Annotated in this window: 13 protein-coding genes and 2 tRNA genes; 9 read left to right on the top strand and 6 right to left on the bottom strand. The window is 72.0% G+C overall.

Annotated elements, in window-relative coordinates:
* Window positions 1-13: 13 nt before the first annotated feature.
* On the bottom strand, window positions 14-433 hold the full coding sequence (locus ACZ3UD_RS06080) for a DUF3151 domain-containing protein (RefSeq protein WP_465582742.1): 420 nt from the start codon (window positions 431-433) through the stop codon (window positions 14-16).
* 309 nt (window positions 434-742) lie between these two features.
* On the opposite strand from ACZ3UD_RS06080, the gene ACZ3UD_RS06075 reads away from it, so the two are divergent.
* A complete protein-coding gene (locus ACZ3UD_RS06075) occupies window positions 743-1,537 on the top strand; it encodes a DUF3152 domain-containing protein (protein ID WP_465582740.1) in 795 nt (264 codons plus the stop codon).
* A gap of 61 nt (window positions 1,538-1,598) precedes the next feature.
* The gene (locus ACZ3UD_RS06070; RefSeq protein ID WP_465582738.1) at window positions 1,599-2,309 is read left to right on the top strand and encodes a hypothetical protein; all 711 of its coding nucleotides are present in this window, start codon (window positions 1,599-1,601) and stop codon (window positions 2,307-2,309) included.
* On the opposite strand, the gene ACZ3UD_RS06065 is transcribed toward ACZ3UD_RS06070, so the two are convergent.
* The 4 genes from ACZ3UD_RS06065 to purS form a co-directional block, all read right to left on the bottom strand.
* Window positions 2,306-3,118, bottom strand: a complete 813-nt coding sequence (locus tag ACZ3UD_RS06065; protein WP_465582736.1) for a maleylpyruvate isomerase family mycothiol-dependent enzyme — start codon at window positions 3,116-3,118, stop codon at window positions 2,306-2,308. The genes ACZ3UD_RS06070 and ACZ3UD_RS06065 overlap by 4 nt on opposite strands.
* Window positions 3,119-3,186: 68 nt before the next feature.
* Window positions 3,187-5,442: a phosphoribosylformylglycinamidine synthase subunit PurL gene (gene purL / locus ACZ3UD_RS06060; protein ID WP_465582734.1), complete on the bottom strand. Its 2,256-nt coding sequence runs from the start codon at window positions 5,440-5,442 to the stop codon at window positions 3,187-3,189.
* Window positions 5,442-6,119, bottom strand: coding sequence for a phosphoribosylformylglycinamidine synthase subunit PurQ (purQ, locus tag ACZ3UD_RS06055; RefSeq protein WP_465582732.1), 678 nt, complete (start codon window positions 6,117-6,119; stop codon window positions 5,442-5,444). The genes purL and purQ overlap by 1 nt, the downstream gene beginning before the upstream one ends.
* Complete coding sequence (gene purS / locus ACZ3UD_RS06050; RefSeq protein ID WP_465582730.1) at window positions 6,116-6,370, bottom strand: phosphoribosylformylglycinamidine synthase subunit PurS; 255 nt, start codon at window positions 6,368-6,370, stop codon at window positions 6,116-6,118. Before purS ends, purQ begins: the two co-directional genes overlap by 4 nt.
* Before the next feature lie 468 nt (window positions 6,371-6,838).
* On the opposite strand from purS, the gene ACZ3UD_RS06045 reads away from it, so the two are divergent.
* From ACZ3UD_RS06045 to ACZ3UD_RS06015, 7 genes are all read left to right on the top strand, one after another.
* Complete coding sequence (locus ACZ3UD_RS06045; RefSeq protein WP_238860361.1) at window positions 6,839-7,156, top strand: histone-like nucleoid-structuring protein Lsr2; 318 nt, start codon at window positions 6,839-6,841, stop codon at window positions 7,154-7,156.
* 142 nt (window positions 7,157-7,298) lie between these two features.
* Window positions 7,299-7,371 (top strand) — tRNA-Gly (locus tag ACZ3UD_RS06040).
* Window positions 7,372-7,411: 40 nt separating this feature from the next.
* Window positions 7,412-7,487, top strand: a tRNA-Gly gene (locus ACZ3UD_RS06035).
* A 169-nt stretch (window positions 7,488-7,656) separates the two neighbouring features.
* Window positions 7,657-8,667, top strand: a complete 1,011-nt coding sequence (locus tag ACZ3UD_RS06030) for an ABC transporter ATP-binding protein (RefSeq protein WP_465582728.1) — start codon at window positions 7,657-7,659, stop codon at window positions 8,665-8,667.
* Complete coding sequence (locus ACZ3UD_RS06025) at window positions 8,664-9,500, top strand: ABC transporter permease (RefSeq protein WP_465582726.1); 837 nt, start codon at window positions 8,664-8,666, stop codon at window positions 9,498-9,500. Before ACZ3UD_RS06030 ends, ACZ3UD_RS06025 begins: the two co-directional genes overlap by 4 nt.
* Window positions 9,501-9,591: 91 nt before the next feature.
* Window positions 9,592-10,818, top strand: a complete 1,227-nt coding sequence (locus ACZ3UD_RS06020; protein ID WP_465582724.1) for a sensor histidine kinase — start codon at window positions 9,592-9,594, stop codon at window positions 10,816-10,818.
* Between the two features lie 28 nt (window positions 10,819-10,846).
* Entirely contained in the window at window positions 10,847-11,467 is a 621-nt protein-coding gene (locus ACZ3UD_RS06015) for a response regulator (protein ID WP_465582722.1), read from the top strand.
* 25 nt (window positions 11,468-11,492) lie between these two features.
* Here the strand turns inward: ACZ3UD_RS06015 and ACZ3UD_RS06010 are convergent, their stop codons facing one another.
* Window positions 11,493-12,392 carry a phosphoribosylaminoimidazolesuccinocarboxamide synthase gene (locus ACZ3UD_RS06010; RefSeq protein ID WP_465582720.1) on the bottom strand — a complete coding sequence of 300 codons (900 nt, stop codon included), beginning with the start codon at window positions 12,390-12,392 and terminating at the stop codon, window positions 11,493-11,495.
* Window positions 12,393-12,436: the final 44 nt, after the last annotated feature.

Raw genomic sequence — 12,436 nt, 5'->3', positions numbered from 1 at the left:
GCAACTGCTTGAGTTACTGCTTGAGCTCCGCGTACGCCTCCGAGCTGCTGTCCTTCAGGAACTGCCAGCAGCGGGCCTCCTCCTCGGTCTCCTTGATCGCGCCGGCCGCCCGGGCGAGCGCCGCCAGGCAGCGCAGGAAGCCGCGGTTGCCGCGGTGGTCCCACGGCACCGGCCCGTGGCCCTTCCAGCCGCTGCGGCGCAGCGCGTCCAGGCCGCGGTGGTAGCCGGTCCGGGCATAGGCGTACGACTCGACGTAGCGACCGGCCGCGTAGGCGTCGTCGGCGAGCATGGCCCAGGCGAGGCAGAAGGCCGGGAAGTCGGCCGCCACCTGGGTCGGTGAGGCCGACTCCTCCGCCAGCATCCGGTAGGGCTGCTCGTCCTCCGGCAGGAGGGTCGGTTCGGGGCCGTCGAGAAGATTCTTGTGAATCGCCATGCAGTGCAGTCTGCCATCCGAGGCCCAGGGGTCAACCGCCCCGCTGTGATCGGCCGCCCCCGCGGGCCGCTCAGTGCCGGACGGTGACCACGATCCCGCAACTGCCGGATCTGGTCCGATCCCCGGGGCTGGGCAGCGGAGGCCGCCGGGGACCGGGGCTGCATACCAGGTATGTAGACATTCACCCGTTCGCATGCCAAAGTGTCGCTCGTGCCCGCAGCCAGATCCGCCCGCAGGCGGGCCGCTCCACCGAAGAACGCTCGCAGCGGCCGGCGGCGACGCGGGTCACGCCGCCGGATCAGCCCTAGCATGCTCACGGCACTGACCGCCTCCGTCCTGCTGCTGGCCGTCGCCGGCTTCGCGCTGAACCGCCCCTCAAACGACCCGGCCCCCGCCGCGACCGCCCAGGCCCGCGTCGCCCCGCCGGGCGAGCAGTCACCCGGCACGGCGCCGGCGGCGCCGACGCCCACCGGCACCCCCACCCCGACCACGACCCCCGCGGCGACCCCCGCCGCCACGCCCACCGCGCCCGATCCCGGCCCCACCAAGGGCTCCGGCACCTTCAGCATCGCCCCCGCCAGCGCCAAGGCGGTCGGCAGCGGCACCGTGCGCCGCTACCGGGTCGAGGTCGAGGACGGCATCGGCATCGACGCCGCCTCCGCCGCCGCGCAGGTCCACGGCATCCTCGGCGACCGGCGCGGCTGGACCAACGACCACAGGAACGGCTTCCAGCTGGTCGCCGGCGGCTCGTACGACTTCACCGTGAAGATCGCCTCCCCGGCCACCGTCGACAAGATCTGCGGCGCCTCCGGCCTGGACACCCACGGCGAGGTCAACTGCAACGTCGGCAACCAGGTACTCGTCAACTCCAAGCGCTGGAACACCGGTTCACCGCAGTTCAGCGGCCCGCTGGACGAGTACCGGGCGCTGATCGTCAACCACGAGGTCGGCCACCGGATCGGCCACGCCCACGAGACCTGCCCCGGCCCGGGCAAGCCCGCGCCCGCGATGATGCAGCAGATCTACGGCCTCAAGGGCTGCGCGCCGAACGCCTGGCCGTACTCGGCGGACGGCACCTACCTGAGCGGCCCGGCCGTCCCGTAGTGCAACGGAGTTGAGACCTGAACGTCAAGTGGACGGGACGGCCCCGCACTAGCCTGCGATCATGACCGCTGCCCAACGCCGAAGGCTCACCGCCGCGTTCGCCATCGCCGGGATCACGCTCGGCGCCGCCGCCTGCTCGTCCTCGACCGACACCGCCACGAGCGGTGGAGCGCTCTCCTACGACCGCGTCCGGTCGACCGCCCTGGACCTGTTCAAGAGCAAGTCCAGCACCTGCCCGTTCGGCCTCGACTTCGCCAAGGCCGCGTCCGAGGCCGGGATCACCGGCGCCGTCGCCCCCGCCGTGACGGACGGACACTCCGTCAAGGGCAACGCCGGCGACGGCGTCCCGGCTCAGCCCTGGCCCTCGGGAGCCACCCACCCGCCGACCATGACCGAGATGCCGGCCACTCCCCCGAACGCCCAGATCACCTGCTCGTACACGGTCGGCCCCTCCACCGTCGACGTCGAGCTGCTGGCCGTGCCGAAGAACGACTACGGCATCAGCATGATGCTCCCCTCGATCGCGCGCGCCGGGCTGCTCAGCGTGGACCAGCTGTCCCAGTTCTCCACCCACCGGCCCGCCGTCGGGCAGACCGAGCTCACCCCGGGCGGGGGCACGGCCGCCGTCGCCCGGGTCGCGCTCCACGGCGAGGGCGACCTGGTGCTGATGCTCGACCAGAACACCACCGACCAGGACGCCCCGAACCCGGCCCTCGCCGGCGAGCCGCTGCGCAAGGCCGCCGAAGCCCTGGCCGGCCAGCTCAAGGGCTAACCCAGGATCGGGAGGTGCTCCCCCAGGTCGCTGCGCTCCCCGGAGGCGGACACCCCGGCGTCCGCCACCGCCGTCGCCCAGTCCGTCCGGCCGGTGGCCAGCCGGATCCAGGTCAGCGGGTCGGTCTCGACGACGTTCGGCGGGGTGCCGCGGGTGTGCTTCGGGCCCGGAACGGCCTGGACGACCGCGTACGGCGGGATCCGCAGCTCGACCGCGCCGCCGGGGACGCGGTCGGCGAAGGCGTCCGCCAGCAGCCGGGTGACGGCGGCGACGGCCTGGCGGTCGTGCGGGAAGGCGGCGAGGCCCAGCGCGTCGGCCAGGTCGTCGGCGTGCACCACCGTCTCGACCAGCCTGGTCACCAGCAGGTCGGAGAGCAGCATCGAGCCCAGCCGGATCTCCAACCGCCGTACCGGGTCGGCGGCTTCGGGCCGCTCCAGCAGCCCGGTCAGCGCGTCGGCGGCCCGTCCGAAGGCGGCCGCCACCGAGGCCGCGTCCCCGCCGAACCCGGCGGCCGCCCGCTCCCGGGTCTGGGCGTCCAGCGCCGGCGCGACCGTGCCGACCGCCGAGACCCAGCCCAGCAGGTCCAGCGCCGGACGCCCCTCCAGCGGGTCGTCCAGGTGCACGGGGAGGAAGTCGAGCTGGACGGCCAGGTGCGCGAGCAGCTCCCGCACCCGCCAGTCCCCCAGCCTGGTCGGCAGATCCAGCTGCTCCGGGGTGAGACCGTCCACGGCGGCGCGCAGCGCCCCGGTCTGGGCGGCCAGCGCGGCGCGGACCTTCTGCGGCTGGTACGTACGGGACTTGGCAGGCATGGGGCCCAACATACGCCGAGGGGCGGACGGTTCCCGAAAGAACCGCCCGCCCCTCGAAGGCGCGCCGGTCAGGCCAGCAGGGCCTCGATGACGCCGGTGTGGGCGTCCTTCAGCTCGGCCAGCGAGACGGTGAACTGCCCCTGGACGTCCAGGCTGTCGCCGTCCACGACACCGATCCGGGCGGCCGGCAGGCCACGCGCGGTGCACATGTCGTTGAACCGGAGCTCCTCGCTGCGCGGCACCGCCACGACGGCGCGGCCGGCCGACTCCGAGAACAGGAGGACGAACGGGTCGATGCCCTCGGGCACGACGATCCGCGCGCCGTGACCGCCCTTGAGGCAGCTCTCCACCAGCGCCTGGCCGAGACCGCCGTCGGACAGGTCGTGCGCGGCGTCGATCATGCCGTCGCGCGAGGCGGCGATCAGGATCTCGCCGAGCAGCCGCTCGCGCTCCAGGTCCACCTTGGGCGGCAGGCCGCCGAGGTGGTCGTGGACGGCCTGCGACCAGGCCGAGCCGCCGAGCTCGTCCGCCGTGTCGCCGAGCAGGTAGAGCAGCTGCCCCTCCTCGGCGAAGGCGACCGGGGTGCGACGGGTGACGTCGTCGATGACACCGAGCACCGCGACCACCGGGGTCGGGTGGATGGCGACCTCGCCGGTCTGGTTGTACAGCGAGACGTTGCCGCCGGTGACCGGGGTGCCGAGGGTCAGGCAGGCGTCGGCCAGACCGCGGGTCGCCTCGGCGAACTGCCACATCACGTCCGGGTCCTCGGGGGAGCCGAAGTTGAGGCAGTCGGAGACGGCGAGCGGCTTGGCACCACCGGCCGCGACGTTGCGGTACGCCTCGGCCAGGGCCAGCTGGGCGCCGGTGTACGGGTCCAGCTTGGCGTAGCGGCCGTTGCCGTCGGTGGCGACGGAGACGCCGAGGTTGGTCTCCTCGTCGATCCGGATCATGCCCGAGTCTTCGCCGACCGAGAGCACGGTGTTGCCGAGCACGTAGCGGTCGTACTGGTCGGTGATCCAGGACTTGGAGGCCTGGTTCGGGTGGCTCACGACCTTCAGCAGGTCGGCCTTGAGGCCCTCGCCGGTGGTCGGGCGGGCCAGCCGCTCGGCGGTGGGGGCGTCGGCCTGCAGCGCGTCCTGCCAGCTCGGGCGGGCGTACGGACGCTGGTAGGTCGGGCCTTCGTGGGCGACGGTGCGCGGCGGGACGTCCACCACGAGCTCGCCGTGCCAGAAGATCTCCAGGCGCTCGCCGTCGGTCACCTCACCGATGACGTTGGCGATGACGTCCCACTTCTCGCAGATCTCCAGGAAGCGGGCGACCTTGTCGGGCTCCACGATCGCGCACATGCGCTCCTGCGACTCGCTCATGAGGATTTCCTCCGGCGAGAGCGTGTGGTCGCGCAGGTGCACGGTGTCGAGGTCGATCCGCATGCCGCCGGAGCCGGCCGAGGCCAGCTCGCTGGTGGCGCAGGACAGCCCGGCGCCGCCGAGGTCCTGGATGCCCTTGACGAGCTTCTCGCGGAAGATCTCCAGGGTGCACTCGATGAGGAGCTTCTCCTGGAACGGGTCGCCGACCTGGACCGCCGGGCGCTTGGCCGGCTTGGTGTCGTCGAAGGTCTCGGAGGCCAGCACCGAGACGCCGCCGATGCCGTCGCCGCCGGTGCGGGCGCCGTACAGGATGACCTTGTTGCCGGCGCCGGAGGCCTGCGCGAGGTGGATGTCCTCGTGCTTCATGACGCCCACGCACAGCGCGTTGACCAGCGGGTTGCCCTGGTAGCAGGAGTCGAAGACGACCTCGCCGCCGATGTTCGGCAGGCCCAGGCAGTTGCCGTAGCCGCCGATGCCCGCGACGATGCCGGGCAGCACGCGCCGGGTGTCCGGGTGGTCGGCCGCACCGAAGCGCAGCGGGTCCATCACGGCGACCGGGCGGGCGCCCATCGCCAGGATGTCGCGCACGATGCCGCCGATGCCGGTGGCCGCGCCCTGGTAGGGCTCGATGTACGACGGGTGGTTGTGCGACTCGACCTTGAAGGTGACCGCGTAGCCCTGGCCGACGTCGACGACGCCGGCGTTCTCCCCGATGCCGACGAGCATCGCGTCCGAATCCGGCTTCTTCTCGCCGAACTGCTTCAGGTGGACCTTGCTGCTCTTGTACGAACAGTGCTCCGACCACATCACCGAGTACATCGCGAGTTCGGCGCCGGTCGGGCGGCGGCCGAGAATCTCCCGGATGCGTGCGTACTCGTCCTCCTTGAGGCCGAGCTCGGCCCAGGGCTGGGCGGTGTCCGGGGTCTGCTCGGCGTTCTTGACGGTGTCGAGGCTCATCAGGCGTTCACCAGCTGCTTCAGGACGGAAGTGAAGAAGCCCAGGCCCTCGGTGGTCGGACCGGTGAGCGGCTCCACGGCGTGCTCCGGGTGCGGCATCAGGCCGACGACATTGCCGGCGGCGTTGGTGATGCCGGCGATGTCGCGGTACGAACCGTTCGGGTTGACGTCCAGGTAGCGGGCGACCACCCGGCCCTCCGCCTCCAGTTCGTCCAGGACGTGCTCGTCGGCGACGAAGCGGCCCTCGCCGTTCTTCAGCGGGATGACGATTTCCTGGCCCGCCGAGTAATCCCGGGTCCAGGCCGTGCCCGCGTTCTCGATCCGCAGCTTCTGGTCGCGGCAGATGAAGTGCAGCGAGTCGTTCCGGGTGAGCGCACCGGGCAGCAGGTGCGATTCGCACAGCACCTGGAAGCCGTTGCAGATACCGAGCACCGGCATTCCGAGCTTCGCCTGCTCGATGATGGTCTCCATCACGGGCGAGAAGCGGGAGATCGCGCCGCAGCGCAGATAGTCGCCGTAACTGAATCCGCCCGGCAGGACGACGGCGTCGACCTGGTGGAGATCCTTGTCACGGTGCCAGAGGGCGACCGGCTCGGCACCGGCCAGGCGGACCGCACGCTGGGCGTCGCGGTCGTCGAGGGAGCCGGGGAAAGTGACGACGCCGACGCGGGTGGTCACTTCGCCGCCTCCTCGACCCGGACGGTGAAGTCCTCGATCACGGTGTTGGCGAGAAAGGTCTCGGCGGCTTCGCGGATACGGGCGAGCGCGGCGTCGTCGACCGGGCCCTCCAGCTCCAGCTCGAAACGCTTGCCCTGGCGGACGTCGGTGATCCCGGTGAATCCGAGACGGGGCAGTGCACGCTGCACCGCCTGTCCCTGGGGGTCGAGGATCTCCGGCTTGAGCATGACGTCGACTACGACGCGTGCCACTGGCACTCCCGGTGGTGTCTTCGGTGAGGCGGGGGAACTCCAGACTACCGGCCGTTTCGGGCAGCATTGCTGGCCGGGGAGGGTGACGCGCGTAGACCCAGGACCCTTACGCCACAAGGGATCCGGGCCCCCGACCCCCCGCCCGGACCGCTCCGTTTCCGGTGATTCATGCCCCCGAGCGTGGACGCCCGAAGAACACCCGAATACGGCACTTGGGGACAGATCGGCCCGTCCCGCACATCGGTATCCGGGAGGCCCACGAAGATTCGTGAATATCCGGAAAAGAATGCCGGACTCTTCGATTTCGACCCCCTTCGGGTGCAGAATAGGGCCACCTGTCGCGGCAAGTGCTGCGTATCCGGCGGGCCACCAGGCCTGCCCGTGTGCGCTTGCGCGAGTTGGTGCACATCAGGCCACGGTACGTACCCCGCGAACCGGCGGCCGAATTGCCCGAGAGGATTGACACCCATGGCTCAGCGTGTAGTTGTCACGCTCTCCGACGACCTGGACGGCGGCGCCGCCGCGGAGACCGTCCACTTCGGCGTCGACGGGAAGTCGTACGAGATCGACCTGTCGCTGGACAACGCGGAAAAGCTGCGGGAGGCCCTCGCCCCGTTCGTCGCCGCGGGCCGCCGTCAGAGCCGCACCGGAAAGTCCTTCCGGCGCACCGCGCTCACCCCGGACCCGGCCGCCGTGCGCGCCTGGGCCCAGTCCCGCGGCATGGAACTCCCGGCCCGCGGCCGGATCCCCAAGCACGTGTACGAGGCGTTCGCCGAGGCGAACTGACCCTCCCGGGGCACAGCCCCTGGTCGCCCCGCCCACCCGGACCGAAAGGGTGGGGCGACCACCCCGAACGATGCTGTAGAGTATTCCTCGTCGCCGCAACGGAGAGATCCGAAGAGGCGGCGGGTGCCCCACCAGGCACCATGCGGACGTGGCTCAGTTGGTAGAGCATCACCTTGCCAAGGTGAGGGTCGCGAGTTCGAATCTCGTCGTCCGCTCGCAGTGCGCGAGCACAGCACAACTCAATAGTTCAATCCTGCGGACGTGGCTCAGTTGGTAGAGCATCACCTTGCCAAGGTGAGGGTCGCGAGTTCGAATCTCGTCGTCCGCTCCAGAACGAAGGCCCCCTCGATCGAGGGGGCCTTCGGCATTCCCGCTTCCCCTGACCGCGGTCCACCGGCGCTCCTCCCATGACATTTGTCATCGCCGACCCGTGGATTCGCACCGCCGACTCATGACGGCGCGCACTGCCCGCACGACCGGGGCGGCGGAAGGCTGGGGGCATGGAAACGAGCCAGCCCTCCCGCCCCGGCGACAGCGTGATCGAGGTCACCGACCTGCACCGCCGCTACGGCACCGGCGCCACCGAGTACCACGCCGTCCGTGGCGTCGACCTGACCGTCGGCCGCGGCGAGCTGTTCGCCCTGCTCGGCACCAACGGGGCCGGCAAAACCTCCACCATGGAGGTCATCGAGGGCATGGCCGCTCCCACCCGCGGCACCGTCCGGGTGCTCGGCCGCGACCCCTTCGCCGAGCGCGCCGCCGTCCGCCCGCGGATCGGCGTCATGCTCCAGGAGGGCGGCTTCCCCGGCGAGCTCACCGCCGCCGAGACCGGCCGCACCTGGGCCGGGATGACCAGCGGCGCCCGCCCGGTCGCGGAGGCGCTGGAGCTGGTCGGCCTCGGCCACCGCGCCGACGTCCGGGTCAAGCAGCTGTCCGGCGGCGAACGGCGCCGGCTGGACCTCGCGATGGCCCTGCTCGGCCGCCCCGAGGTGCTGTTCCTGGACGAGCCCAGCACCGGCCTCGACCCGGAGGCGCGCGCCGCCGTCTGGCGGCTGGTCCGCGAACTGCGCGCCCAGGGCACCACGGTGCTGCTCACCACCCACTACCTGGAGGAGGCCGAGGAGCTCGCCGACCGGCTGGCCATCATGCACGGCGGCCAGGTCGTCACCACCGGCACCGTCGCCGAGGTGATCGCCGGCCGGCCCTCCCGGATCACCTTCGAGCTCCCCGAGTTCACCGGGACCGCGCTGCCCGTCCTGTCCGGGGCCGAGGTCGCCGTCGACGGCCGCAAGGTCACCGTGCAGACCGCCGGCCTCCAGGACACCCTCACCGACCTGCTCGGCTGGGCCCGGCACCACTCGATCGCGCTCGGCGCCCTGGACGCCCGCAGCGCCTCGCTGGAGGAGGCCTTCCTCGCGATCGCCTCCGAGGCCGCCCACCAGGCCCCGCCACAGGCCCCCGCCGCCTCCGCCCGTCCCGCCCGCCGCCGCCTGATCGGATCCGCCCGATGACCACCGCCGCTCCTACCGACACCCGCGCCACCGGTCCGCAGAGCACCACGACCGGCCGGCTGCTCGCCCTCGGCCGCGCCGAGGCCACCCTGCTGCTGCGCAACCGCACCGCGCTGTTCACCGCCCTGGTGCTGCCGGTGGTGCTGATCAGCACCCTGCAAGGGATGCTCAAGAAGCAGTCCGAGAACAACCCCGGGCTGGACGTCCACTCGCTGCTGATCTACGGCTCGGTCGGGATGATCCTGGCCTTCGTCGTGTACTACAACCTGACCGCCGCATACGTCGGCCGGCGCGGCGAACTGGTGCTCAAGCGGCTGCGCACCGGCGAAGCCAAGGACCTGGAGATCCTGCTCGGCACGGCCGTCCCCTCGCTCGCCCTCGGGCTGCTGATGGCCGCCCTGATCGGGATCGGCGGCAGCGTCGGCCTGCACCTGGCCGTGCCGGTCAACCCGGTGCTGATGCTGGTCGGCCTGGTGATGCTGCTGGCCACCATGATCGCCCTGGCCGCGCTGTCCAGCGCCTTCACCAAGACCGTGGAGAGCGCGGGCATCACCACTCTGCCGGTCATGCTGGTCATGCAGGTCGGCTCCGGCCTGTTCGTCCCGCTGGAGGTCATGCCCTCGCAGCTGGCCGACGTCTGCCGCCTGCTGCCGACCACCCCGGCCTTCCAGCTGATCCGGGTCGGCTGGTTCGGCACCGACGGCTCCGCCGCCGCGACCGACTTCCTCGGCAGCTGGGGCGCCGCCGCCCCGCACCTGGTCACCGGCGCCGTCTGGCTCGGTCTGGCGGTCTGGGGCGCGGTGCGCTACTTCCGCTGGGAGCCGCGTCGCTGAGCCCCATAGAAAGGCAATCCAAAGGACCGGCCGCCGTACCGCCTCTGATAGGAAAGCAGCGACACGATCGTGATCAGACGGGGGCACATCGATGGTCCGGGGGCCGATCCGCCGCTGGAAGGGCTACGGCAAGCCGCAGCGCGCCGAGCTGTACTTCCGCTGGTCGCTCTACCTGATGGCGCTGTTCACGCTGCCGATCAACCTGCTGGCCTGCGCCTCGGCGGCGCGCGTCGAGGGCGCGGTCACCGCCGTCCGGGTCTGCCTGGTCCTGTCGCTCGCCTCCGTCCTGGTCACCCTCCGGGCGTACCGCACCTCGCTGGACCACTACCTGGGACGGCCTGCCGAGCACCGGCGCTGGCTGGCCGTCAACGCCGCGCTCACCCTGGCCGGGTCCTGGGCCGTTCTGCTGCTCGGCCCGTCCGCCGACGGGACACCGGAGCACCCGGGCCCGCCGTTCACCGCGGTGATCGCCGCCTCCTTGGTGGGAGCCGCGGTCGGCCCGATGGGGGTGGGCCTGCGGATGCGGTGGGCCTTCCTCGCCGGGCCGGCGCTGCTGCTCCTGGTCACCCCGGCGATGCTGCTGGCCGGGACGGACGTCGCCACCACCGCGGGCTGGGCGTGCGGCGCGGCCGTCAGCCTCGCCATCGTGGTCGGCAGCTGCCGCAGCTTCGCCTGGGTGACCGCCGTCGTCTGGGAGCTGGACGCCGCCCGAGAGGCGCAGTCCCGGCTGGCCGTCGCCGAGGAGCGGCTGCGCTTCTCCCGGGACCTGCACGACGTGATGGGCCGCAACCTGACCACCATCGCGCTGAAGAGCGAACTCGCCGTCCAACTGGCCCGGCGCGGGCGCCCGGAGGCGGCCGAGCAGATGGCCGAGGTGCAGAAGATCGCCCAGGAGTCGCAGCGTGAGGTCCGGGACGTCATCCGCGGCTACCGCACCGCCGACCTGCACGCCGAGGCGATCGGCGCCCGCGCCGTGCTGCGCTCCGCCGACATCGCCTGCGAGATCGACCTGGGCGACCACGCCGAGGGGCTGCCGTTGCCGGTGCAGTCGGTGCTCGGCTGGGTGATCCGCGAGTCCACCACCAACGTGCTGCGGCACAGCGAGGCCGCCCGCTGCCTCATCCGGCTGCGGCAGGAGGACGGCCGGGCGGTGCTGGAGCTGGAGAACGACGGGGTGCCCGCCGTGCCGATCCCCTCCCAGGGCAGCGGCACCGGGCTGCGCGGCCTGCGCGAGCGGCTGGCCGCCCACGACGGCGAGCTGACCGTCCCGACCGCCGCACCCGGTACCTTCCGGATGCTCGCCACCGTCCCGCTCTGATCCCCCCGCTGCTGAGGAAGGCCCGCCGATGACCGACACCGCGCCCGTCCGCGTCCTGCTCGCCGACGACGAGCACCTGATCCGCGGCGCGCTGGCCGCGCTGCTCTCGCTGGAGGACGACATCGAGGTGGTCGCCCAGGCCGGCTCCGGTCCGGAGGCGCTGGCGATGGCCCAGTCGCACCGGCCGGACATCGCGGTGCTGGACCTCCAGATGCCCGGCAAGGACGGCATCGAGACGGCCACCGAGCTGCGCCGGCTGCTGCCGGACTGCCGCTGCATGATCGTCACCGGCCACGGCCGCCCGGGCTACCTGAAGCGGGCACTGGAGGTCGGGGTGCGCGGCTTCCTGCCGAAGACCGTCTCGGCGGCCGACCTGGCCGGCATCATCCGCACCGTGCGCTCCGGCGGACGGTACGTGGACCCGGAGCTGGCGGCGGACGCGATCAGCGCCGGGGAGACCCCGCTGACCCCGCGCGAGACGGACGTCCTGGAGCTGGCCGCAGACGGTACCCCGATCGCGGAGATCGCCGAACGGGCCGCGCTCTCCCAGGGAACCGTGCGCAACTACCTCTCCTCGGCGGCCACCAAGCTGGGCGCGGAGAACCGGCACGCGGCGGTGCGGATCGCCCGCGAGCACGGCTGGATCTAGTGCTCGCGGGCGTCACCGCCACGGATCAGACCCAGCTGGTGCCGGTCAGCCGCTCGTACACCTCGATGTACTTGGCCCGGGTCTGCTCGACCACCTCGGCCGGCAGCTCCGGCGGCGGCTGCTCGCTGTAGCGGTCCCAACCGGAGGCCGGGGAGACCAGCCAGTCGCGGATCAGCTGCTTGTCGAAGGACGCCTGCGAGCGGCCAGGCTGGTACTCGTCGGCCGGCCAGTAGCGGGAGGAGTCCGGGGTGAGCACCTCGTCGCCGATCACCAGCTCGCCCTCCAGCAGGCCGAACTCGAACTTGGTGTCGGCCAGGATGATGCCGCGCTCGCGGGCGATGTCCCGGGCCCGGGCGTAGATGTCCAGGGTGGTGCGGCGCAGCCGGCCGGCCAGCTCGGCGCCGATCCGGCGGGCGGTCTCCTCGTAGGGGACGTTCTCGTCGTGCTCGCCGACCTCGGCCTTGAGCGCCGGGGTGTAGATCGGGGCGGGCAGCTCGGAGCTGTTCTCCAGGCCCTCCGGTAGGGCGATGCCGCAGACCGTACGGCTCTCGTTGTACTCGGTCAGGCCGGAGCCGGCCAGGTAGCCGCGGGCGACCGCCTCGACCGGGATCATCTCCAGGCTCTTGCAGACCAGCGTGCGGCCCTTCCAGTCGGCCGGGGCGCCGGCCGGGATCTCGGTGGAGATCACGTGGTTGGGGACGATGTCGGCGATCCGCTCGAACCACCACAGCGAGAGCTGGGTGAGGATGCGCCCCTTGTCCGGGATCTCGTTCGGCAGCACCCAGTCGTGGGCGGACGTCCGGTCGCTGGCGACCATCACCAGCTCGCCCGACTCGGTGCGGTACAGGTCGCGCACCTTGCCGGTGTGCAGGTGGACCAGGCCGGGTACCTGGACGGGCTCGGGCTTGGTGACAAATCCGCTCAAGGTGTTCAGTCCTCAGGGGTCGTTCACGGGCGTGGGGCACCGCG

Source organism: Kitasatospora sp. NPDC023118 (genome assembly GCF_055560875.1).
This window is presented reverse-complemented; position numbering and strand designations above follow the sequence as displayed.

Coding starts and splice junctions, on each gene's coding strand:
- ACZ3UD_RS06080 (WP_465582742.1), bottom strand. CDS start 433: ATGGCGATTCACAAGAATCTTCTCGACGGCCCCGAACCGACCCTCCTG.
- ACZ3UD_RS06075 (WP_465582740.1), top strand. CDS start 743: ATGCTCACGGCACTGACCGCCTCCGTCCTGCTGCTGGCCGTCGCCGGC.
- ACZ3UD_RS06070 (WP_465582738.1), top strand. CDS start 1,599: ATGACCGCTGCCCAACGCCGAAGGCTCACCGCCGCGTTCGCCATCGCC.
- ACZ3UD_RS06065 (WP_465582736.1), bottom strand. CDS start 3,118: ATGCCTGCCAAGTCCCGTACGTACCAGCCGCAGAAGGTCCGCGCCGCG.
- purL (WP_465582734.1), bottom strand. CDS start 5,442: ATGAGCCTCGACACCGTCAAGAACGCCGAGCAGACCCCGGACACCGCC.
- ACZ3UD_RS06045 (WP_238860361.1), top strand. CDS start 6,839: ATGGCTCAGCGTGTAGTTGTCACGCTCTCCGACGACCTGGACGGCGGC.
- ACZ3UD_RS06030 (WP_465582728.1), top strand. CDS start 7,657: ATGGAAACGAGCCAGCCCTCCCGCCCCGGCGACAGCGTGATCGAGGTC.
- ACZ3UD_RS06025 (WP_465582726.1), top strand. CDS start 8,664: ATGACCACCGCCGCTCCTACCGACACCCGCGCCACCGGTCCGCAGAGC.
- ACZ3UD_RS06020 (WP_465582724.1), top strand. CDS start 9,592: ATGGTCCGGGGGCCGATCCGCCGCTGGAAGGGCTACGGCAAGCCGCAG.
- ACZ3UD_RS06015 (WP_465582722.1), top strand. CDS start 10,847: ATGACCGACACCGCGCCCGTCCGCGTCCTGCTCGCCGACGACGAGCAC.